Annotated in this window: 19 protein-coding genes, 4 tRNA genes and 3 rRNA genes; 21 read left to right on the forward strand and 5 right to left on the reverse strand. The window is 43.8% G+C overall.

The window, feature by feature from the left end:
* Nucleotides 1-201: 201 nt before the first annotated feature.
* The 12 genes from AAYR28_RS02810 (at nucleotide 202) to tsaD (ending at nucleotide 9,395) form a co-directional block, all read left to right on the forward strand.
* A tRNA-Arg gene (locus AAYR28_RS02810) sits at nucleotides 202-278 on the forward strand.
* Nucleotides 279-289: 11 nt separating this feature from the next.
* Nucleotides 290-363, forward strand: a tRNA-Gly gene (locus tag AAYR28_RS02815).
* Between the two features lie 131 nt (nucleotides 364-494).
* Nucleotides 495-2,043: ribosomal RNA gene (locus AAYR28_RS02820) — 16S ribosomal RNA — on the forward strand.
* 182 nt (nucleotides 2,044-2,225) lie between these two features.
* Nucleotides 2,226-5,156, forward strand: a 23S ribosomal RNA gene (locus AAYR28_RS02825).
* 61 nt (nucleotides 5,157-5,217) lie between these two features.
* Nucleotides 5,218-5,333 (forward strand): 5S ribosomal RNA (gene rrf, locus AAYR28_RS02830).
* Together the 16S, 23S and 5S rRNA genes with 4 tRNA genes alongside form the textbook arrangement of a ribosomal RNA operon.
* 18 nt (nucleotides 5,334-5,351) lie before the next feature.
* Nucleotides 5,352-5,428: transfer RNA gene (locus AAYR28_RS02835), tRNA-Met, on the forward strand.
* 4 nt (nucleotides 5,429-5,432) lie between these two features.
* Nucleotides 5,433-5,509: transfer RNA gene (locus AAYR28_RS02840), tRNA-Asp, on the forward strand.
* Between the two features lie 273 nt (nucleotides 5,510-5,782).
* Nucleotides 5,783-6,760 (forward strand): thiamine-phosphate kinase, encoded by a 978-nt coding sequence (gene thiL / locus AAYR28_RS02845; protein ID WP_041115977.1) that lies wholly within the window; start codon nucleotides 5,783-5,785, stop codon nucleotides 6,758-6,760.
* A gap of 13 nt (nucleotides 6,761-6,773) precedes the next feature.
* Nucleotides 6,774-7,250: a tRNA (adenosine(37)-N6)-threonylcarbamoyltransferase complex ATPase subunit type 1 TsaE gene (gene tsaE, locus AAYR28_RS02850; protein ID WP_034283027.1), complete on the forward strand. Its 477-nt coding sequence runs from the start codon at nucleotides 6,774-6,776 to the stop codon at nucleotides 7,248-7,250.
* Entirely contained in the window at nucleotides 7,231-7,920 is a 690-nt protein-coding gene (gene tsaB / locus AAYR28_RS02855) for a tRNA (adenosine(37)-N6)-threonylcarbamoyltransferase complex dimerization subunit type 1 TsaB (protein ID WP_120208733.1), read from the forward strand. The genes tsaE and tsaB overlap by 20 nt, the downstream gene beginning before the upstream one ends.
* A 25-nt stretch (nucleotides 7,921-7,945) precedes the next feature.
* Complete coding sequence (gene rimI, locus AAYR28_RS02860) at nucleotides 7,946-8,374, forward strand: ribosomal protein S18-alanine N-acetyltransferase (RefSeq protein WP_120208735.1); 429 nt, start codon at nucleotides 7,946-7,948, stop codon at nucleotides 8,372-8,374.
* Nucleotides 8,367-9,395 carry a tRNA (adenosine(37)-N6)-threonylcarbamoyltransferase complex transferase subunit TsaD gene (tsaD, locus tag AAYR28_RS02865; RefSeq protein WP_024426735.1) on the forward strand — a complete coding sequence of 343 codons (1,029 nt, stop codon included), beginning with the start codon at nucleotides 8,367-8,369 and terminating at the stop codon, nucleotides 9,393-9,395. The genes rimI and tsaD overlap by 8 nt, the downstream gene beginning before the upstream one ends.
* 269 nt (nucleotides 9,396-9,664) lie before the next feature.
* Here tsaD and AAYR28_RS02870 read toward each other — a convergent pair whose 3' ends face one another.
* The gene (locus AAYR28_RS02870) at nucleotides 9,665-11,587 is read right to left on the reverse strand and encodes an ABC-F family ATP-binding cassette domain-containing protein (protein WP_056767476.1); all 1,923 of its coding nucleotides are present in this window, start codon (nucleotides 11,585-11,587) and stop codon (nucleotides 9,665-9,667) included.
* A 138-nt stretch (nucleotides 11,588-11,725) separates the two neighbouring features.
* Here AAYR28_RS02870 and moaC point away from each other — a divergent pair, with 138 nt between their 5' ends.
* Genes moaC through tatC form a run of 4 tightly spaced genes read left to right on the forward strand, consistent with a single transcriptional unit; the run spans nucleotide 11,726 to nucleotide 13,858 of the window.
* On the forward strand, nucleotides 11,726-12,217 hold the full coding sequence (moaC, locus tag AAYR28_RS02875) for a cyclic pyranopterin monophosphate synthase MoaC (RefSeq protein WP_024424463.1): 492 nt from the start codon (nucleotides 11,726-11,728) through the stop codon (nucleotides 12,215-12,217).
* Between the two features lie 15 nt (nucleotides 12,218-12,232).
* Nucleotides 12,233-12,886: a redox-sensing transcriptional repressor Rex gene (locus tag AAYR28_RS02880; protein WP_008355687.1), complete on the forward strand. Its 654-nt coding sequence runs from the start codon at nucleotides 12,233-12,235 to the stop codon at nucleotides 12,884-12,886.
* 27 nt (nucleotides 12,887-12,913) lie between these two features.
* The gene (locus AAYR28_RS02885; RefSeq protein ID WP_008355689.1) at nucleotides 12,914-13,093 is read left to right on the forward strand and encodes a twin-arginine translocase TatA/TatE family subunit; all 180 of its coding nucleotides are present in this window, start codon (nucleotides 12,914-12,916) and stop codon (nucleotides 13,091-13,093) included.
* A gap of 6 nt (nucleotides 13,094-13,099) precedes the next feature.
* Nucleotides 13,100-13,858, forward strand: a complete 759-nt coding sequence (gene tatC / locus AAYR28_RS02890; protein WP_073204051.1) for a twin-arginine translocase subunit TatC — start codon at nucleotides 13,100-13,102, stop codon at nucleotides 13,856-13,858.
* 38 nt (nucleotides 13,859-13,896) lie between these two features.
* On the opposite strand, the gene AAYR28_RS02895 is transcribed toward tatC, so the two are convergent.
* Genes AAYR28_RS02895 through AAYR28_RS02905 form a run of 3 tightly spaced genes read right to left on the reverse strand, consistent with a single transcriptional unit; the run spans nucleotide 13,897 to nucleotide 15,505 of the window.
* Nucleotides 13,897-14,523 (reverse strand): NUDIX hydrolase, encoded by a 627-nt coding sequence (locus AAYR28_RS02895; RefSeq protein ID WP_056767479.1) that lies wholly within the window; start codon nucleotides 14,521-14,523, stop codon nucleotides 13,897-13,899.
* Between the two features lie 56 nt (nucleotides 14,524-14,579).
* Nucleotides 14,580-14,774, reverse strand: a complete 195-nt coding sequence (locus AAYR28_RS02900) for a YdiK family protein (RefSeq protein WP_003213897.1) — start codon at nucleotides 14,772-14,774, stop codon at nucleotides 14,580-14,582.
* Nucleotides 14,771-15,505: a CPBP family intramembrane glutamic endopeptidase gene (locus AAYR28_RS02905; protein WP_024424466.1), complete on the reverse strand. Its 735-nt coding sequence runs from the start codon at nucleotides 15,503-15,505 to the stop codon at nucleotides 14,771-14,773. The genes AAYR28_RS02900 and AAYR28_RS02905 overlap by 4 nt, the downstream gene beginning before the upstream one ends.
* Before the next feature lie 230 nt (nucleotides 15,506-15,735).
* On the opposite strand from AAYR28_RS02905, the gene groES reads away from it, so the two are divergent.
* Together groES and groL are read left to right on the forward strand one after the other, a co-directional pair.
* Nucleotides 15,736-16,020 carry a co-chaperone GroES gene (gene groES, locus AAYR28_RS02910; protein WP_024426730.1) on the forward strand — a complete coding sequence of 95 codons (285 nt, stop codon included), beginning with the start codon at nucleotides 15,736-15,738 and terminating at the stop codon, nucleotides 16,018-16,020.
* 55 nt (nucleotides 16,021-16,075) lie between these two features.
* Nucleotides 16,076-17,710 carry a chaperonin GroEL gene (groL, locus tag AAYR28_RS02915; protein ID WP_024424467.1) on the forward strand — a complete coding sequence of 545 codons (1,635 nt, stop codon included), beginning with the start codon at nucleotides 16,076-16,078 and terminating at the stop codon, nucleotides 17,708-17,710.
* Nucleotides 17,711-18,193: 483 nt separating this feature from the next.
* Here groL and AAYR28_RS02920 read toward each other — a convergent pair whose 3' ends face one another.
* A complete protein-coding gene (locus tag AAYR28_RS02920) occupies nucleotides 18,194-18,706 on the reverse strand; it encodes a DUF3231 family protein (RefSeq protein WP_025092756.1) in 513 nt (170 codons plus the stop codon).
* A 407-nt stretch (nucleotides 18,707-19,113) separates the two neighbouring features.
* Between AAYR28_RS02920 and AAYR28_RS02925 the strand changes: the two genes are divergently transcribed.
* The 3 genes from AAYR28_RS02925 to AAYR28_RS02935 are packed head-to-tail and all read left to right on the forward strand — an operon-like array spanning nucleotide 19,114 to nucleotide 20,732.
* Nucleotides 19,114-19,566, forward strand: coding sequence for a MarR family winged helix-turn-helix transcriptional regulator (locus tag AAYR28_RS02925; RefSeq protein WP_025092755.1), 453 nt, complete (start codon nucleotides 19,114-19,116; stop codon nucleotides 19,564-19,566).
* A 21-nt stretch (nucleotides 19,567-19,587) separates the two neighbouring features.
* On the forward strand, nucleotides 19,588-20,106 hold the full coding sequence (locus tag AAYR28_RS02930; protein WP_120208731.1) for a GNAT family N-acetyltransferase: 519 nt from the start codon (nucleotides 19,588-19,590) through the stop codon (nucleotides 20,104-20,106).
* Nucleotides 20,107-20,126: 20 nt separating this feature from the next.
* Entirely contained in the window at nucleotides 20,127-20,732 is a 606-nt protein-coding gene (locus AAYR28_RS02935) for an FMN-binding negative transcriptional regulator (protein WP_120208729.1), read from the forward strand.
* The last annotated feature ends 14 nt before the right edge of the window (nucleotides 20,733-20,746 follow it).

Here is a 20,746-nt window from a genome sequence, read left to right on the forward strand (position 1 = left end):
CTAAGAAAAAATCAATTTTAAAAAACATGAAACTTTTTTAGAAAAATGTATTGACCCTTTTATGTGATTCATGGTATATTTTTATTCGTCGCTGATGACGTATTTGAAACGCAGACGTTCACACACATGCGGCAAACAAATTTTAAAAAGATGTTGACTTAAGAAAAACGATATGTTAAGATAATTAAGTCGCCTGATTAAGCGCCCGTAGCTCAATTGGATAGAGCGTTTGACTACGGATCAAAAGGTTAGGGGTTCGACTCCTCTCGGGCGCGCCAATACAAACCACGCGGGTGTAGTTTAGTGGTAAAACCTCAGCCTTCCAAGCTGATGTCGTGAGTTCGATTCTCATCACCCGCTCCATTTTGAACATGATCTTTGAAAACTAAACAAGACAAAACGTACCTGTTAATTCGAGTTTTTATAAAAAAATCCTATGAAACTTCATAGGTAGTCAGTCAAACTGGCGAAAAGCAAAACTTCGGTTTTGTACTTTTTCGGAGAGTTTGATCCTGGCTCAGGACGAACGCTGGCGGCGTGCCTAATACATGCAAGTCGAGCGGACAGAAGGGAGCTTGCTCCCGGATGTTAGCGGCGGACGGGTGAGTAACACGTGGGTAACCTGCCTGTAAGACTGGGATAACTCCGGGAAACCGGAGCTAATACCGGATAGTTCCTTGAACCGCATGGTTCAAGGATGAAAGACGGTTTCGGCTGTCACTTACAGATGGACCCGCGGCGCATTAGCTAGTTGGTGGGGTAATGGCTCACCAAGGCGACGATGCGTAGCCGACCTGAGAGGGTGATCGGCCACACTGGGACTGAGACACGGCCCAGACTCCTACGGGAGGCAGCAGTAGGGAATCTTCCGCAATGGACGAAAGTCTGACGGAGCAACGCCGCGTGAGTGATGAAGGTTTTCGGATCGTAAAGCTCTGTTGTTAGGGAAGAACAAGTGCGAGAGTAACTGCTCGCACCTTGACGGTACCTAACCAGAAAGCCACGGCTAACTACGTGCCAGCAGCCGCGGTAATACGTAGGTGGCAAGCGTTGTCCGGAATTATTGGGCGTAAAGGGCTCGCAGGCGGTTTCTTAAGTCTGATGTGAAAGCCCCCGGCTCAACCGGGGAGGGTCATTGGAAACTGGGAAACTTGAGTGCAGAAGAGGAGAGTGGAATTCCACGTGTAGCGGTGAAATGCGTAGAGATGTGGAGGAACACCAGTGGCGAAGGCGACTCTCTGGTCTGTAACTGACGCTGAGGAGCGAAAGCGTGGGGAGCGAACAGGATTAGATACCCTGGTAGTCCACGCCGTAAACGATGAGTGCTAAGTGTTAGGGGGTTTCCGCCCCTTAGTGCTGCAGCTAACGCATTAAGCACTCCGCCTGGGGAGTACGGTCGCAAGACTGAAACTCAAAGGAATTGACGGGGGCCCGCACAAGCGGTGGAGCATGTGGTTTAATTCGAAGCAACGCGAAGAACCTTACCAGGTCTTGACATCCTCTGACAACCCTAGAGATAGGGCTTTCCCTTCGGGGACAGAGTGACAGGTGGTGCATGGTTGTCGTCAGCTCGTGTCGTGAGATGTTGGGTTAAGTCCCGCAACGAGCGCAACCCTTGATCTTAGTTGCCAGCATTCAGTTGGGCACTCTAAGGTGACTGCCGGTGACAAACCGGAGGAAGGTGGGGATGACGTCAAATCATCATGCCCCTTATGACCTGGGCTACACACGTGCTACAATGGACAGAACAAAGGGCTGCAAGACCGCAAGGTTTAGCCAATCCCATAAATCTGTTCTCAGTTCGGATCGCAGTCTGCAACTCGACTGCGTGAAGCTGGAATCGCTAGTAATCGCGGATCAGCATGCCGCGGTGAATACGTTCCCGGGCCTTGTACACACCGCCCGTCACACCACGAGAGTTTGCAACACCCGAAGTCGGTGAGGTAACCTTTATGGAGCCAGCCGCCGAAGGTGGGGCAGATGATTGGGGTGAAGTCGTAACAAGGTAGCCGTATCGGAAGGTGCGGCTGGATCACCTCCTTTCTAAGGATATATGGAGCAGCGTACGTTTTCGTCTTGTTTAGTTTTGAAGGATCATTCCTTCAAAACATGTCTCTAGCGAGACAGGATTGTTCTTTGAAAACTAGATAACAATAAGTAATACATTCACATTGAATGCAATGCAAAGTTCATCACACATAGTGATTCTTTCTAAAGTAAGAAATGGTTAAGTTAGAAAGGGCGCACGGTGGATGCCTTGGCACTAGGAGCCGATGAAGGACGGGACGAACACCGATATGCTTCGGGGAGCTGTAAGCAAGCTTTGATCCGGAGATTTCCGAATGGGGAAACCCACTGCTCGTAATGGAGTAGTATCCATACTTGAATACATAGAGTATGAGAAGGCATACCCGGGGAACTGAAACATCTAAGTACCCGGAGGAAGAGAAAGCAAATGCGATTCCCTGAGTAGCGGCGAGCGAAACGGGAACAGCCCAAACCAAGAGGCTTGCCTCTTGGGGTTGTAGGACACTCTATACGGAGTTACAAAGGAACGATATAAGCGAAGAGGTCTGGAAAGGCCCGCCAAAGAAGGTAACAGCCCTGTAACTGAAATGTTGTTCTCTCCAGAGTGGATCCTGAGTACGGCGGAACACGTGAAATTCCGTCGGAATCCGGGAGGACCATCTCCCAAGGCTAAATACTCCCTAGTGACCGATAGTGAACCAGTACCGTGAGGGAAAGGTGAAAAGCACCCCGGAAGGGGAGTGAAATAGATCCTGAAACCGTGTGCCTACAAGTAGTCAGAGCCCGTTAACGGGTGATGGCGTGCCTTTTGTAGAATGAACCGGCGAGTTACGATCCCGTGCAAGGTTAAGCAGAAGATGCGGAGCCGCAGCGAAAGCGAGTCTGAATAGGGCGCATGAGTACGTGGTCGTAGACCCGAAACCAGGTGATCTACCCATGTCCAGGGTGAAGTTCAGGTAACACTGAATGGAGGCCCGAACCCACGCACGTTGAAAAGTGCGGGGATGAGGTGTGGGTAGGGGTGAAATGCCAATCGAACCTGGAGATAGCTGGTTCTCTCCGAAATAGCTTTAGGGCTAGCCTCAAGGTAAGAGTCTCGGAGGTAGAGCACTGATTGGACTAGGGGCCCCTACCGGGTTACCGAATTCAGTCAAACTCCGAATGCCGATGACTTATCCTTGGGAGTCAGACTGCGAGTGATAAGATCCGTAGTCGAAAGGGAAACAGCCCAGACCGCCAGCTAAGGTCCCAAAGTATACGTTAAGTGGAAAAGGATGTGGAGTTGCTTAGACAACCAGGATGTTGGCTTAGAAGCAGCCACCATTTAAAGAGTGCGTAATAGCTCACTGGTCGAGTGACTCTGCGCCGAAAATGTACCGGGGCTAAACGTATCACCGAAGCTGCGGACTGTTCTTACGAACAGTGGTAGGAGAGCGTTCTAAGGGCTGTGAAGCCAGACCGGAAGGACTGGTGGAGCGCTTAGAAGTGAGAATGCCGGTATGAGTAGCGAAAGACGGGTGAGAATCCCGTCCACCGAATGCCTAAGGTTTCCTGAGGAAGGCTCGTCCGCTCAGGGTTAGTCGGGACCTAAGCCGAGGCCGAAAGGCGTAGGCGATGGACAACAGGTTGATATTCCTGTACCACCTCCTCACCATTTGAGCAATGGGGGGACGCAGGAGGATAGGGTAAGCGCGGTATTGGATATCCGCGTCCAAGCAGTTAGGCTGGGAAATAGGCAAATCCGTTTCCCGTAAAGGCTGAGCTGTGATGGCGAGCGAAATTTAGTAGCGAAGTTCCTGATTCCACACTGCCAAGAAAAGCCTCTAGCGAGGTGAGAGGTGCCCGTACCGCAAACCGACACAGGTAGGCGAGGAGAGAATCCTAAGGTGATCGAGAGAACTCTCGTTAAGGAACTCGGCAAAATGACCCCGTAACTTCGGGAGAAGGGGTGCTTCTTAGGGTGTTAAAGCCCCGAGAAGCCGCAGTGAATAGGCCCAGGCGACTGTTTAGCAAAAACACAGGTCTCTGCGAAGCCGTAAGGCGAAGTATAGGGGCTGACGCCTGCCCGGTGCTGGAAGGTTAAGAGGAGCGCTTAGCGTAAGCGAAGGTGCGAATTGAAGCCCCAGTAAACGGCGGCCGTAACTATAACGGTCCTAAGGTAGCGAAATTCCTTGTCGGGTAAGTTCCGACCCGCACGAAAGGCGCAACGATCTGGGCACTGTCTCAACGAGAGACTCGGTGAAATTATAGTACCTGTGAAGATGCAGGTTACCCGCGACAGGACGGAAAGACCCCGTGGAGCTTTACTGCAGCCTGATATTGAATGTTGGTACAGCTTGTACAGGATAGGTAGGAGCCTTGGAAACCGGAGCGCTAGCTTCGGTGGAGGCATTGGTGGGATACTACCCTGGCTGTATTGACCTTCTAACCCGCTGCCCTTATCGGGCAGGGAGACAGTGTCAGGTGGGCAGTTTGACTGGGGCGGTCGCCTCCTAAAATGTAACGGAGGCGCCCAAAGGTTCCCTCAGAATGGTTGGAAATCATTCGCAGAGTGTAAAGGCACAAGGGAGCTTGACTGCGAGACCTACAAGTCGAGCAGGGACGAAAGTCGGGCTTAGTGATCCGGTGGTTCCGCATGGAAGGGCCATCGCTCAACGGATAAAAGCTACCCCGGGGATAACAGGCTTATCTCCCCCAAGAGTCCACATCGACGGGGAGGTTTGGCACCTCGATGTCGGCTCATCGCATCCTGGGGCTGTAGTCGGTCCCAAGGGTTGGGCTGTTCGCCCATTAAAGCGGTACGCGAGCTGGGTTCAGAACGTCGTGAGACAGTTCGGTCCCTATCCGTCGCGGGCGCAGGAAATTTGAGAGGAGCTGTCCTTAGTACGAGAGGACCGGGATGGACGCACCGCTGGTGTACCAGTTGTTCTGCCAAGGGCATCGCTGGGTAGCTATGTGCGGACGGGATAAGTGCTGAAAGCATCTAAGCATGAAGCCCCCCTCAAGATGAGATTTCCCATTCCGCAAGGAAGTAAGATCCCTGAAAGATGATCAGGTTGATAGGTCTGAGGTGGAAGCGTGGTGACACGTGGAGCTGACAGATACTAATAGATCGAGGACTTAACCTATATTCTAATGTGAAGCATGAACATTGTTATCTAGTTTTGAGAGAACATTCTCTCCATCAGGTTTGGTGGCGATAGCGAAGAGGTCACACCCGTTCCCATACCGAACACGGAAGTTAAGCTCTTCAGCGCCGATGGTAGTTGGGGGTTTCCCCCTGTGAGAGTAGGACGCCGCCAAGCTTGTTATCTTTATATCATCGCGGGGTGGAGCAGTTCGGTAGCTCGTCGGGCTCATAACCCGAAGGTCGCAGGTTCAAATCCTGCCCCCGCAACCAAAATGGTCCGGTAGTTCAGTTGGTTAGAATGCCTGCCTGTCACGCAGGAGGTCGCGGGTTCGAGTCCCGTCCGGACCGCCATTTTTATGACTTGTAAACGAAAACGTATAGTTTCGTTTTTTTTTATGTCTTTTTCTTTCTACAAGTACCCAAGTTGCAATGAAATGATTTGTGTTTGGCTACACTATAAGAAAGAATAGATAGATTACCTCAACTCAGCCTGGTTTTTTCACACCAGGCTTTCTTTATATCATTTTTAGTTGGAACTGAGACTTATATTCGCTACACTAATACTAACTGTGTTTGACCTCATGTCTACTTAACCAATTGATTGCAAGAAGGGGCTGTCTTTTTATGGATGAATTTGATCTTATTCGCCGAATCACACCAAAAGATACATATCAGCGCTCTTTGATCATGGGCATCGGTGATGATGCAAGTGTTTATCAACCTCATTCACATTGTGAAGAGGTCGTTTGTGTTGATACAATGGTGGAGCATGTTCATTTTCGTTTTGACTTTTCCACACCATTTGAAGTTGGCTTTAAGGCAGTGGCAGTCAATGTCAGTGATATCGCTGCAATGGGAGGGACCCCAAAGTATTATCTTGTTTCAATTGCGATCCCGCCTCATGGTGATGAGACAATCGTCACGGAACTTTACGAGGGAATGAAAGCGTTGGCTGACTCTTATCATATGGATTTGATTGGTGGAGATACAGTGGCCACCCGCAGTGACTTTGTCATTACCGTGACGGTGATTGGTGAGGTTTCAAAGGGAAAAGCTTGTTATCGTCACAGTGCGCAGACTGGAGACGTTGTCTTTGTCACAGGTGAACTCGGTTCATCAGCTGCTGGGTTATCAATCTTAATGAACAAAGCAGCCCCTTCTAAGGCGGTCGATGCTGATTTTTTTCTTAAGCGTCATAAAATGCCTCAGCCTCATATTGCTGCTGGACACATTTGTTCAAGTTTCCCGCGTGTGACCTTGAATGATGTGAGTGATGGATTAGCGAGTGAGTTGAATGAGATAGCCGAAGCGAGCTGTGTGATGATCGAGATAGAAGCTGATAAGCTTCCAATTCATCCAGATTTACAGGTGCTGCGCAAAGACTGGCTTGAATGGGTTTTGTTTGGAGGAGAAGACTTTGTTTTAACTGGTACGATACCAGAATCTGATTGGGAAAGCTTTGAATCGCAATGTCAAAAAGAAGGCATTCAGATCACACGTATTGGACAAGTCAAAGATGATCAAGCAGCCAGTGTTATGTTAAAAGACAATGATCAACAAACAATGTTAATGAAAAAAGGATATAATCATTTTAAGAAATGAGGTGACATCAACGGTGAAATTAACATGGACGACAAAAGGTGCGGATGAGACGAAACGAATTGCCGCTGCTTTGGCCAAACTTGTGATGCCAGGCGATGTATTGACATTAGAAGGAGATTTAGGTGCAGGCAAAACCACTTTTTCAAAAGGTTTTGCGGAAGGCTTAGGAATTACCCGTATCGTCAACAGCCCCACCTTTACAATTATTAAAGAATATACTGATGGCAGACTGCCACTTTATCATATGGACGTGTATCGCATGGAAGATGCAGATGAAGAGATCGGACTCGAAGAATATTTTGAGGGTGAAGGTATATGCTTGGTTGAATGGGCACATCTTATTGAGCCTCAATTGCCTTCTTCCTATTTAAAAATAGAAATGCTGAGAACAGAACGTGAAGAAGAACGGCATCTCACGTTTGATGCAAAAGGGGAGCGTTATGAGACCCTTTGTAAGGAGATGAAAGAATTTGACCATACTGGCCATTGATACATCAAACCATACACTAGGAATTGCTCTTGTAAGAGATTTCACTGTGATTGGCGAGAGCATTACGTATTTAAAAAAGAACCATTCCGTCCGAGCGATGCCTACTGTTGAAGCATTGATGAAAGAATGTGGTGTATCACCAAGCGAACTAAGCAAAATCGTTGTAGCAAAAGGACCTGGTTCTTACACTGGCGTCAGAATCGGTGTTACCATCGCAAAAACACTTGCGTGGACGCTGTCTATCCCGATATCAGCTGTTTCGAGTTTAGAAACACTTGCGGTAAATGGCCAATATTTTGATGGATATATCTCACCTCTATTTGATGCGAGAAGAGGCCAAGTTTATACCGGACTATATATGTTTGAAAAAGGTAAGATCAAAGAAGTCGAACCAGATCAAAATATCTTGCTCACGGATTGGCTTCATGAACTGAAGCAGACAGGAAAGCCTGTTCTATTTCTTGGACAAGATGTGCATCTTCATGAAGAGAGCATTCGCTCCATTTTAGGAGAAACGGCTGTACTGGCAGAGGGGACATTTCATAACCCAAGACCTGCAGTGCTTGCATTTTTAGGCGCAGATCGTCCTGCTGAAGATGTCCATCAGCTTGTTCCTAACTATATTCGTTTGGCAGAAGCGGAAGTGAAATGGCTTGAAGGACAAAAATAATCTTAACCTAGCAGAGATTCGACAAATGACAGTAACAGACATTCCAGAGGTGTATACGATTGAAGTGCATTCGTTTACAGCACCCTGGAAAAAGGAATCGTTTGTGTATGAGATTCTCCATAACCAATACAGCCATTATTTCCTCATTGAAGAAGATAAGAAGCCTGTTGGGTATTGCGGGGTCTGGATTGTCATGGACGATGCACAAATTACGAACATTGCCATTCTCCCTGAGCATAGAGGAAAAGGCTACGGGGAAGCATTGCTTCGACATGTCATGGAATTTTGCAAAGAAAAAAAGACAGATCATCTTTCTTTAGAGGTGCGGGTTTCGAATACACCAGCACAATCCCTCTATGAAAAGCTCGGTTTCAGACCAGCTTCAATTCGAAAGAATTATTATACGGATAATGGAGAAGATGCATTAGTCATGTGGGTGAATATAAATGAGTGAACAAACAGATCGATTCATATTAGGTATAGAAACAAGCTGCGATGAAACAGCTGCGTCCATTGTCAAAAATGGAAAGGAAATCGTGGCAAATGTGGTGGCCTCGCAAATAGACAGTCATAAACGATTTGGCGGAGTTGTACCCGAAATTGCTTCAAGGCATCACGTGGAGCAAGTCACCATCGTATTAGAAGAAGTGATGGCACAGGCGGGTATGAGCTTTAAGGATTTAGATGCGATTGCTGTCACAGAAGGACCTGGCCTCGTGGGTGCTTTGCTGATTGGTGTCAATGCAGCAAAGGCACTGAGCTTTGCCCATCAAATTCCTCTTGTTGGTGTTCATCATATTGCAGGGCATATTTATGCAAACCAGCTTGTTGATGAATTGGAGTTCCCATGTTTAGCTCTTGTTGTCTCCGGCGGACATACTGAGCTTGTTTTAATGAAGGAGCATGGATCTTTTGAGGTCATCGGAGAAACTTTAGATGATGCAGCTGGAGAAGCGTACGATAAAGTGGCCCGGACGATGGGTCTCCCGTACCCAGGCGGACCTCATATTGATCGGTTAGCACATGAAGGAGAGCCGACAATTAAGCTTCCTCGTGCATGGCTTGAAGAAGGGTCTTATCACTTTAGCTTCAGTGGTTTAAAATCAGCTGTGATCAACACGTTACACAATGCGTCACAAAAGGGAGAAACGATTGCCCCAGAGAATTTGGCCGCAAGTTTTCAAGCAAGCGTCATTGAGGTGCTTGTTGGGAAAACATTGAAAGCGGCTGAAGCCTATGGCGTGAAGCAGGTCGTTCTAGCTGGAGGAGTCGCTGCCAATAAAGGACTAAGAAAAGCTTTAACCTCAGCATTTACGAAGCTGCCAGAAGTGAAAGTCATTATTCCGCCATTATCTCTTTGCACAGACAATGCAGCCATGATCGCTGCCGCTGGAACCATTGCGTTTGAAAAAGGAATCAGAGGCGATATGGCGATGAATGGCCAGCCAGGGCTACCGCTAGTCTCATATGAATGAAAACTCCTGTGGATTACAGGGGTTTTTATTTTTTATGAAAGCGATTTATTCACATGTAAACGTTATATATCCACAATTGTTAGAAAATTTTGTTTTAAAATGAAGAGGATGTGTATAAATATGATCTTTTTTGTGGATATGTGATTAAAACTCTGTGGATAAAGTGGATAAGTCTAATGTATTTAAGAATAATCAAGAAGTTATTGTGGGTATCATTGTGGATAATAAATTTTCTTTGAAAGAAAAAAGAGTACCTTTTAGGGCACTCTTTAAGCTTCTGAAAGCTCTTCCCACTCCGCAAAAAGTGATTCCAGCTCTTGATTGAGCGTATCATTTTCTGTTTGAATGGATTGGACCTTCTCGTGATCTTGAAAAATATTAGGATCACATAGCAGCTGTTCATTTTCACCGAGCTTGTCTTCGACGACAGCAATGCGTTCTTCAATTTCTTCGATTCTGCGCTGCTTTTGTCTTTCTTTCTTTTTCAGTTCTTTTTCTTCCGCATAAGAAAGCTTTGCCTTTTCTGCTGGCTGTGCAGCTTGTTTTTTAAGCGGCTCATTTTCTTGAAGTGCTTCCAGCTCTAATTGTTCATTTTTCTTTTCAAGATAGTAGTCATAATCACCGAGATATTCTCTTGTTTCTGTAGGCGACAGCTCAAATACTTTCGTAGCAAGACGATTGATAAAATAACGATCATGCGAGACAAATAAGATGGTTCCTGGATAATCGATTAGTGCATTCTCTAAAATTTCCTTACTATCTAAGTCCAGATGGTTTGTCGGCTCATCAAGAATAAGAAAATTGGCTTTTTGGAGCATCAGCTTTGCCAGTGCAAGGCGTGCTTTTTCTCCACCGCTTAATGCATGGACAGGCTTTAAAACGTCATCACCGGAAAAAAGGAAGTTTCCTAAACATGTCCGAATTTCTTTTTCATTCATATGAGGATAGTCATCCCAAAGCTCATTGAGCACTTTTTTCGAGGATGTCAGTTTGGCTTGCTCTTGGTCATAGTAGCCGATCGTGACATGAGATCCAAAAGTGATGTCGCCTTTTACTGGTGTTAATGTGTTCGTTAACGTTTTTAAAAGGGTTGATTTCCCGATCCCGTTAGGACCAATGAGTGCCACACTATCCTCGCGTTTAATCTGAAAAGAAAGAGAGGATAGGAGCGGTGTTTTTTCATCATAACGAATATCGAGATCATGTACCTTCAGCACATCATTGCCGCTTTGTCTCGTAATATCAAAATGAAAGTTTGCGGATTTTTCGTCACCTAAAGGCTTATCTAAACGATCCATCCGTTCGAGCTGCTTGCGCCTGCTTTGAGCGCGCTTTGTGGTTGAAGCTCTTGCTAGGTTGCGATCCACGAAATCCTGAAGCTTTGAGATCTCTTCTTGCTGCTTTTCGTATAGTTTCATATCCCGCTCGAGCTGCTCTGCTTTCAGCTCAAGATACTTACTATAGTTCCCTGCAAACTTTTTCATCGAAGTTCTTGAGACTTCATAGACGTGGTTTACGACTTTGTCTAAGAAATAGCGGTCATGGGACACGATGAGAATGGCACCTGTATAATTTTGCAAATACTGCTCCAGCCATGATAAGGTATCAATATCTAAATGGTTGGTCGGCTCATCCAGAATTAAGAGTTCTGGTTTCATTAATAAGAGCTTTCCAAGCGCTAGACGGGTTTTCTGACCGCCGCTTAAGGATTGGACGGTTGTCTCATCTTCAAAATGACTAAAGCCGAGTCCATGTAGAATGGAGCGGACATCTGCTTCATATTGATAGCCGCCTTGATCTTTAAATTCCTGCTGCAGCCTGTCATAGGTTTTCATCAAGACATCCAGCTCAGAACCTGTGGAAGAAGCCATTTTCTCCTCAATGGTTCTCATCTCTTGTTCCATCACTTTTAAATGATCAAAAACCGATAATAATTCGTCCTTTAACGTACGTGTAGACGTCACATCGGTATGCTGTGCTAAATAGCCGATCGATAGGTCTTTTGGTTTGATGATCTCACCTTGCTCGTAAGACATTTGACCGGCAATGATTTTCAAAAGCGTGGATTTGCCTGCGCCGTTACGACCTACAATGGCAATGCGATCCCTTGCTTTGACTTCCAATTTTATATTCGTTAAAACGGTATCAGCGCCAAACGATTTGGACAGCTGATTCACTTGTAGAATCATCATGTAACTTCACCTCTGCTATAATATGTTAAGTGTAGCTTATCAGCAGTAAACCGGCAAATGTTACATACAATCGCCATATTCAAATGAAAGACAGATAGGAAAAAATAGTGTATCATTTGAGTGAGGGAGCGTTGAAAGATGAGTCAATTTAGCCACTTTAACGAACAGGGAAGAGCAAAGATGGTCGACATTAGTGACAAATCGTCTACAGTGAGAACCGCCGTTGCTGTTTCAAGTGTTCGTATGATAAAAGAAGTGTTTCATAAAATAGAGCAACGTGAAATTGGAAAAGGGGATGTGCTGTCTGTTGCACAGGTTGCTGGCATCATGGCAGCAAAGCAAACATCTACCATCATTCCAATGTGTCATCCGCTTGCACTAAAAGGCGTGGATATCTCCTTTCATTGGGAGGAAGACGGAAATGCGCACATCCTGAACATACAAGTGCAGGTAAAAACAAAAGGAAGTACGGGTGTGGAGATGGAAGCGCTCACTTCTGCTTCAGTATGTGCACTGACCGTTTACGACATGTGCAAAGCGATTGATAAAGGCATGATCATCGGTCCTACCTATCTAATTGAAAAGACAGGCGGGAAAAACGGTGATTTTCACAGAGCATCTGATATTTAAGTTGGAGGACCTTATATGAATATAGATCAGTCAAAAATTCCACAAGCGACAGCCAAACGTTTGCCGCTATACTACCGTTTTTTAAAAAATCTGCATGCATCAGGAAAACAAAGGGTGTCATCAGCAGAGCTTAGTGATGCAGTCAAAGTGGATTCTGCTACCATTCGCCGAGATTTTTCGTACTTTGGTGCACTTGGGAAGAAAGGGTACGGCTATAATGTCGATTATCTCTTGACCTTCTTCAGAAAGACCCTTGACCAAGATGAAATGACCAATGTCATGCTCATCGGTGTCGGGAATTTAGGGACTGCCTTTTTACACTATAATTTCATAAAAAATAATAATACAAAAATTTCAATGGCTTTTGACGTCAATGAGAGTAAAATAGGAAGTGAGATAGGCGGCGTGCCTGTCTATGATTTGGATAAGCTTGAAGAGCATGTTCAAGAGGTAGGAGATATCCCTGTTGCGATTTTGACAGTACCTGCCGTAGCAGCTCAATCCATTACAGATCGTTTGATTGCCCTTGGCATCAAAGGAATCCTTAACTTTACGCCGGCTCGATTGAATGTGCCGGAACACATTCGAATTCATCATATAGATTTGGCGGTTGAACTTCAGTCTCTTGTGTATTTCTTAAAGCATTACTCTGTTACGCAGGAGGACTGACGAAAAGGGGTAAAGGGGGTGGAGCAAATGGGTCCGATCGGTCCTGGGAGTTTGATTCTGATTGCGATTGTAGCGCTCATTATTTTTGGGCCGAAAAAGCTTCCTGAATTAGGAAGAGCAGCAGGAGATACATTACGTGAATTCAAAAATGCCACAAAAGGCTTAGCTGATGATCAGGAAGAAAAAAAGAAAAAAGAAGATCAGTAGAATAGGATGAGCTTCATGAATGTCAAAGATATGCCGCTTATGGAGCATATTGTGGAACTGCGAAAACGTTTAGTGATCATTGCGATGTTTTTTGTCGCCTTTATGGTGGCTGGTTTTTTTCTCGCTAAGCCGGTCATTGTGTATTTACAAAATACCGATGAAGCGGCAACACTTACGCTGAACGCATTTAAGCTTACAGATCCACTGTACGTGTTTATGCAGTTCGCATTTGTCATTGCTTTGGTTTTGACGTGTCCCGTTATTTTATATCAGCTGTGGGCGTTTGTGAGTCCAGGCTTATATGAGAAAGAAAGAAAGGTGACACTTGCTTACATTCCGATTGCACTGCTTTTATTTTTGAGCGGTGTGGCTTTCTCTTATTTTATTTTGTTTCCGTTTGTCGTCGACTTTATGATGCGAATGTCGAATGATTTAAATGTAGAGCAAGTCATTGGGATTCATGAGTATTTTACATTTCTGATGCAGTTAACACTTCCATTTGGCTTTTTGTTTCAGATGCCCGTCGTGTTGATGTTTCTCACAAGACTTGGCATCATCACACCGATGTTTTTATCAAAAATACGGAAGTATGCCTATTTTGTCCTCCTTGTCATTGCCGCACTCATTACACCGCCAGAGCTTGTTTCTCACCTCATGGTCACCTTGCCAATGCTCGTTTTATATGAAGTGAGCATTATCATTTCAAGAGTGACCTACCGCAAAATGCAGCAAACAGAGGAGAAAGAAAGTCATTATGTCTCATAAAAAAGCATCATGATCCAATGAGGATCACGATGCTTTTTCTATTGTGAAAGAAATTGATTGATCGCATGAAAGAGGTGCTCATAATAGGCGTGCTCATGCTGGACAAAATCATGAACACCCACTTCGATGCTTTCTTCACGTCGTTCTTCGTTTGCATCAACTTGAAAGCCCTCGATTCGAATTCTTTCACAAGTTCCTGTCAACAGCTGCTGTGCATCAAGCAGCTTGGCTCTGTACAGACCAGCGACTTCTTCTTTCTGTAGATAAACTTCCATGTACTTTTCTTGATACATATAAAGGTACACATGGCAGAACTCACGGTCGATAAACGGAGGCATATGGATTTCATCCTGTATGACACCTGCAAAGGTGAGGTCCTCAAAATGGATGGAAAGACCAAGCTCTTCTTCTACCTCTCTTAAGCCACCAGAAGGCTGTTCATCTGCGAGAAGATGGCCCGCTGCGGTGATATCAAACAGAGAAGGAAAATCCTTTTTTGCGGGACTTCTTAGCTGAAAATAGAGATATACGGTGCCATGCTCTTTTTTAAGAAGCCAGAAATGAAATGTTTCATGCCAAAGACCTTGGGCGTGGACATCTGAACGAGCGGCAGCTCCAATCGTTTCATGTTGATCATTGAAGATGCGAAGTTTTTCATGTTCCATAAAGATACATCCTCCATAAAAAAACCATTTTCCAACCGCGGAAAATGGTTTTTGATTTATTTTTGCTGCTGTTTTTTGAGTTTGACAGAGAAGGCAAACATTTTAAGCGCGATATTGATATTATAGGCCGCAAACACCATCAGCAAAATGCTGTAAAATGACCACATGTCACCTGGGTTTTGAATGGCCATATAGGTGAAAGCGACACCTACGGCAAAATAAATGATGCCCCATACGACTGGGTTTCTCATGAGAAAAAGCCTCCAATAATCATTTGCATGGTTTGAGATTGTTCTTCAATCATTTTTTTCACTGGCTCAATCTGCACAAGAACAACAAGTGAATTCATCAGCATATGAGCGCCGATTGGAACAATGATTCGTTTTGTTTTCGCATATAAAAAGGCAAAGGTAAAGCCCATTGCGGTATAGAGCAAGATATGGGGAAAATCATAGTGTACAGCAGCGAAAACCACTGAACTGGCAAGTGCTCCAATGAAGAAATTCGTTTTTTCATAAATCACACCAAAGATGATTTTACGGAAAATGATTTCCTCTAAGATTGGACCAATCAGGGCGATGACGATCACAAGCCAAGGAACGGCATCCATAATGGATAAAATGGTTTGCGTATTTTCTGACTCACGGCCAATGCCGAATGCATATTGTTCAATCGCCCCCGCAATCGATTGTGCAAAGAGAGAAAGAAAGAAACCGCCAATGATCCATGCGATAGCAGAACCGATTGAAACTGGCGCTTCATTTCGCAGTGAAGCTTTTGGGACGGTTCGAAGGATGAGCAGAATAATGATCAATCCGATACAAAAACTGATGATTGTCCACGTTCCTGATAATTTTGAAAGCTCTGTTTGAGTCATCGGTGATTGAATGAATCCCAGCCATTTCATAATGAGCACATAAGGAAACGCAGAAACCTGCACCAATATATACGTTAAGATGATGTACCAATATTGTTTTTTCAAGTAACGAAAACCCCTTTACTAAAAGAACTAGATTTATTGTAACACAAGTCTCCTTTTTCGATGAAAAGGAAAGAATCTGAGACCAAAAAAGAATCGTGAAAGCGTAAAAATTTTTAAAGGTTTTCACTTGAAATTGCAGAAGACATTCTTTATTATAATAAATGTGTTAGCACTCGCTGGTGATGAGTGCTAAAAAAGACTACATATAAAAATTGAGGAGGTTGTTTCTTATGTTAAAGCCATTAGGCGATCGCGTAATCATTGAACTCGTTGAATCTGAGGAAAAAACCGCTAGCGGTATTGTTTTACCGGATTCTGCAAAAGAAAAACCGCAAGAAGGTAAAATTGTTGCAGCAGGTTCAGGGCGTGTACTTGAAAGTGGTGAGCGCGTTGCGTTAGAAGTAAGCACAGGCGACCGCATTATCTTCTCAAAATATGCAGGCACTGAAGTGAAATATGAAGGCAAAGAATATTTAATCCTTCGTGAGAGCGACATTTTAGCTGTCATTGGTTAATCACATAAAAAACATTGAGATAAATTTTTAAAAAGACTGAGGAGGTTTCGTAATTATGGCAAAAGATATTAAGTTCAGTGAAGAAGCACGTCGCGCGATGTTACGCGGTGTAGATGCACTTGCAGATGCTGTAAAAGTAACTTTAGGACCTAAAGGACGTAACGTGGTTCTTGAGAAAAAATTCGGTTCTCCACTTATCACAAATGATGGTGTAACGATCGCAAAAGAAATCGAATTAGAAGATGCATTTGAAAACATGGGTGCAAAACTTGTGGCTGAAGTTGCAAGCAAAACAAACGACGTAGCTGGTGACGGTACTACGACTGCAACAGTTCTAGCTCAAGCGATGATCCGTGAAGGTCTGAAAAACGTAACAGCTGGTGCAAACCCTGTTGGCGTTCGTAAAGGGATCGAAGAAGCAGTGAAAGTAGCACTTGAAGGCTTGCACGAGATTTCTAAACCAATTGAAGGCAAAGAATCAATTGCTCAAGTTGCAGCTATTTCTGCAGCAGACGAAGAAGTTGGAAGCCTAATCGCAGAAGCAATGGAACGCGTAGGTAACGACGGAGTTATCACAATTGAAGAATCTAAAGGATTCACAACTGAGCTAGAAGTGGTTGAAGGTATGCAATTTGACCGCGGATATGCTTCACCATACATGGTGACTGATTCTGATAAGATGGAAGCAGTTCTTGAAAATCCTTACATCTTAATCACTGATAAAAAAATCACAAACATTCAAGAAATCCTTCCTGTACTTGAGCAAGTTGTACAACAAGGAAAACCATTATTGCTTATTGCTGAAGATGTAGAAGGCGAAGCACTTGCAACTCTTGTTGTGAACAAACTTCGTGGTACATTCAACGCAGTAGCAGTAAAAGCTCCTGGATTCGGTGATCGTCGTAAAGCAATGCTTGAAGACATCTCTGTTCTAACTGGCGGAGAATTAATCACAGAAGACCTAGGACTTGACCTGAAATCAACTGAAATCGGTCAGCTTGGCCGCGCTTCTAAAGTCGTTGTGACAAAAGAAAACACAACAATCGTAGAGGGCTCAGGAGATTCTGCTCAAATCGCAGCACGTGTGAACCAAATCCGTGCTCAAGTAGAAGAAACAACTTCTGAATTCGATAAAGAAAAATTACAAGAACGTCTTGCAAAACTAGCTGGCGGCGTCGCTGTCATCAAAGTTGGTGCTGCAACTGAAACAGAACTTAAAGAGCGTAAACTACGCATCGAGGATGCACTGAACTCAACTCGTGCAGCAGTTGAAGAAGGTATCGTATCTGGTGGTGGTACAGCACTTGTGAATGTATACAACAAAGTCGCTTCAATCGAAGCTGATGGTGACGTTCAAACAGGTGTGAACATCGTTCTACGTTCTCTTGAAGAGCCAATTCGTCAAATTGCTCACAACGCAGGTCTTGAAGGATCCGTTATCGTTGAGCGCTTGAAAAACGAAGAAATTGGCGTAGGCTTCAACGCAGCAACAAACGAATGGGTAAACATGATCGAAAAAGGAATCGTTGACCCAACAAAAGTAACTCGCTCTGCACTTCAAAACGCAGCTTCTGTAGCAGCAATGCTTCTAACAACTGAAGCAGTCGTTGCTGACAAACCAGAAGAAGGCGGCTCAGGCGGCGGAATGCCGGATATGGGCGGCATGGGTGGAATGGGCGGCATGATGTAATCAGGGTTTCAAAACCTTGTTATATCAACGTCTGAAATTAACTATAGGAGAAGGCCTTTCATCAGTTTGCAAAACTGTTGGAAGGCCTTTTCTTCCATATTAACAGTCATTTGAGTATAGATATTCCTCATAGTATGACTAACCTTGTTGATTAAATAGAAACTTTGAACGGGGGAAAATCCGTCTTGATGCTGCATTTGCAAGGACTATAATAGAGAAAAAACCACTGGTTAGTTGCTATCAATGTTTACACAACCTATAGTAATAGGAGCTTTTAAATCTGAGGAAGATATTTTTAGGTATATTAAAGGAATTGATCTTCTATTGCTGATGATGTTGGCTCAAAGGCAATCGATGGGAATGGCAAAAAATAGTGACTGTAGAGAGAATGAAGGAGAGTTCAATTTGTAGAAAGTTTAAAGATTAGCAAGAAAAAGAGTAAACCCTAAAGCGTCTACTCTTTCATGTTTAATCATCTTATGATTAACAATCTTCTGCTTTGCTATGATGAAGAGGTGGTGGAATTAACCATCCTTTTTCTTTGTTAAGTCTAAGGACTTTTGCTCCAAGTGCTGCCTTTTGAATATGAAACTGTCCAAACATCATAGCAATGTCTTCTCGAATTGATTGACCCATAATTGTGCTACACGATACTAATCCTGACGCAATGTTAGCCGAAAGACCAGCGGCTATTTCTGGATCTTGAAAACGTGCCCCTACTGGAATATCGTCTATACAAGCTTTAGGTCGTTCAGGAGGTGTTGGAGGTAAGCCAATTCCATTTTCTTTTAATAAAGTTTCAATTTCTTTGATTTCTTGTTGCCCACCCTGAATAGCTTCTTCAATTAATTTTTGTAAGTCTTCGTCACCTGCATGGTTTAAGTGGGTTTGATAACCAGCAATTAAACCTTTAGCTACCATCAAGTAAGACCATGTACCAAACACTTCACCATAGTGCATAGGTTCATCCGTTGGATTTCCACTTAAAATTCCCATTGTCATCCTCCCTAATTGTAAAATATTCATTAAGCGACCTCCCTTTCTTGACGATTGGTCACCTTTTTATAGTTCCTACATTAAACCAATATATTCATCATTTTAATGATGGTTGTTAAAGGTAAAATTCTAATTTTAAACTATGTGGACTCTAACGAATAATGGCTAATAAAACTGGAGAGGTTATGTTATAAAAAGAGGCAGCTTGCATAAAGGGAAATTATCTTCTAGCAACGAATATATCGTTATTTTTGTAACGATTACCACTATTATAGGAACGAGGGAAATAAAGAAAATGAAAAGAACACTTTCTAAATGAAGGTGTTTTTTTATTGTGTTTACAACAAAAATAAACTATAATGTTGTTGTGTATTATGTTGTAAATGCAATAAAAGGAGTCATGATAAATGAGAGAGATTTTACGAGAGATTGGCGTCATCGCTCGGGCGCTTGATTCTATAAGTAATATTGAATTTAGAGAGTACGATTTAACGAAGGGGCAGTATTTGTATCTTGTGCGTATTTGTGAGGAGCCTGGTATCATTCAGGAAAAGCTGGCGGAAATGATTAAAGTGGATCGAACTACGGCGGCTCGGGCTATCAAAAAATTAGAACTGAATGGGTTTATTGAGAAAAAAGATGATCGTGTGAATAAAAAAATCAAAAAGCTGTTTCCAACTGAAAAAGGGGAAGCGGTCTACCCAATGATTAAACGAGAACATGATTATTCGAATCAAGTGGCGCTGGATGGGTTTTCTAAGGAAGAAGCGGAACAGATTTATGAGTATCTTCTCAGGGTGCGAAAGAATATAGAAAAGGACTGGGAAGGTGTGAAAAAAGGGATAAAGAGAGACTACTAATAAATAAGGAGGGACGACTTTATGACCGTCACTTTCATTCGGTGCAATGAACAACATGTAAAGGAGCTTCAGAAAATTGGAACCGATACATTTATAGAAACCTTTCTGGATCAAAACAAAGTGGAACATATCGAAGCGTACGTGAAGACAGCTTTTCACCTAAACCAGCTGTTAAAGGAATTACAGCACCCTTCTTCACAGTTTTATTTTGTTCAAGTGAATGGGGAAGTAGCTGGTTATTTGAAGATCAATATGGATGATGCCCAATCAGAAGAGATGGGGAGTGAAGCGTTAGAGATTGAAAGAATTTATATCAAGCAGTCCTTTCAAAAGCAAGGATTAGGCAGATATTTAATCGATCAAGCCATTGAAATTGCGAAAAATCATCATAAACAGGATGTTTGGCTTGGGGTGTGGGAGCACAATAAAGCGGCCATCGCTTTCTATCAAAAGCTTGGGTTTGTTCGAACAGGGGTGCACGCCTTTCTCATGGGGGACGAAGAGCAAATGGATTTCATTATGACCAAAACATTGAGCTGATCAAAAAGGAGGAAGGGTACATGCATATCCCATCATTTTTTCGAGTGAAAGATATGGAGAAAATCAAATCATTTATTCAATCTCATTCATTTGCTACAGTTGTGACGACAATGAATGAAAAGCCCATTGCGACACATATTCCAGTGAGTTTTCATCAAGTTGGAGACTCGTATGTGATCTCGGGGCATATGGCGATTGGGAATCCTCAGTGGAAAACGTTTGAAGAGAGCGAGAAGACGCTCGTCATCTTTCAAGGGCCGCATGCCTACATATCTTCTTCATGGTATGAAAAAGAAGCAGTACCAACATGGAATTACCAGGCTGTTCATGTTTATGGAAAGGCGGAACTGCTTGAAAGATCGGAACTGGTTAAGGAATTAACCACAATGCTGGAGACATACGAAAGTCACAGAGAACAGCCGGTGCTATGGGATACGTTGTCTGAGGAACTGTTAGAGAAGCAAATGAAAGGCATTGTAGGCTTTAAGATCATCATTGATGAAGTTCAAGCTGCTTTCAAATTAAGCCAAAATCGCCACGAAAGGGATTATATCCGCATCATTGAACAGCTGGAAGCAGAGGGTGAAGTGGAAATGGCTGAGGAGATGAAAAAGAGTTCCATTTAAGAGACTTCTCGAAA

It is taken from the genome of Bacillus safensis, assembly GCF_039619585.1.
Taxonomy (GTDB): domain Bacteria; phylum Bacillota; class Bacilli; order Bacillales; family Bacillaceae; genus Bacillus; species Bacillus safensis.

What these genes read in the sequence shown, in the direction of transcription:
- AAYR28_RS02880 (WP_008355687.1), top strand. Translation starts at nt 12,233, where the DNA reads ATGAATATAGATCAGTCAAAAATTCCACAAGCGACAGCCAAACGTTTG.
- tatC (WP_073204051.1), top strand. Translation starts at nt 13,100, where the DNA reads ATGAGCTTCATGAATGTCAAAGATATGCCGCTTATGGAGCATATTGTG.
- AAYR28_RS02935 (WP_120208729.1), top strand. Translation starts at nt 20,127, where the DNA reads ATGCATATCCCATCATTTTTTCGAGTGAAAGATATGGAGAAAATCAAA.
- AAYR28_RS02870 (WP_056767476.1), bottom strand. Translation starts at nt 11,587, where the DNA reads ATGATGATTCTACAAGTGAATCAGCTGTCCAAATCGTTTGGCGCTGAT.
- tsaD (WP_024426735.1), top strand. Translation starts at nt 8,367, where the DNA reads ATGAGTGAACAAACAGATCGATTCATATTAGGTATAGAAACAAGCTGC.
- moaC (WP_024424463.1), top strand. Translation starts at nt 11,726, where the DNA reads ATGAGTCAATTTAGCCACTTTAACGAACAGGGAAGAGCAAAGATGGTC.
- groL (WP_024424467.1), top strand. Translation starts at nt 16,076, where the DNA reads ATGGCAAAAGATATTAAGTTCAGTGAAGAAGCACGTCGCGCGATGTTA.
- AAYR28_RS02920 (WP_025092756.1), bottom strand. Translation starts at nt 18,706, where the DNA reads ATGGGAATTTTAAGTGGAAATCCAACGGATGAACCTATGCACTATGGT.
- thiL (WP_041115977.1), top strand. Translation starts at nt 5,783, where the DNA reads ATGGATGAATTTGATCTTATTCGCCGAATCACACCAAAAGATACATAT.
- AAYR28_RS02925 (WP_025092755.1), top strand. Translation starts at nt 19,114, where the DNA reads ATGAGAGAGATTTTACGAGAGATTGGCGTCATCGCTCGGGCGCTTGAT.
- AAYR28_RS02885 (WP_008355689.1), top strand. Translation starts at nt 12,914, where the DNA reads ATGGGTCCGATCGGTCCTGGGAGTTTGATTCTGATTGCGATTGTAGCG.
- rimI (WP_120208735.1), top strand. Translation starts at nt 7,946, where the DNA reads ATGACAGTAACAGACATTCCAGAGGTGTATACGATTGAAGTGCATTCG.
- groES (WP_024426730.1), top strand. Translation starts at nt 15,736, where the DNA reads ATGTTAAAGCCATTAGGCGATCGCGTAATCATTGAACTCGTTGAATCT.
- AAYR28_RS02930 (WP_120208731.1), top strand. Translation starts at nt 19,588, where the DNA reads ATGACCGTCACTTTCATTCGGTGCAATGAACAACATGTAAAGGAGCTT.
- AAYR28_RS02895 (WP_056767479.1), bottom strand. Translation starts at nt 14,523, where the DNA reads ATGGAACATGAAAAACTTCGCATCTTCAATGATCAACATGAAACGATT.
- AAYR28_RS02900 (WP_003213897.1), bottom strand. Translation starts at nt 14,774, where the DNA reads ATGAGAAACCCAGTCGTATGGGGCATCATTTATTTTGCCGTAGGTGTC.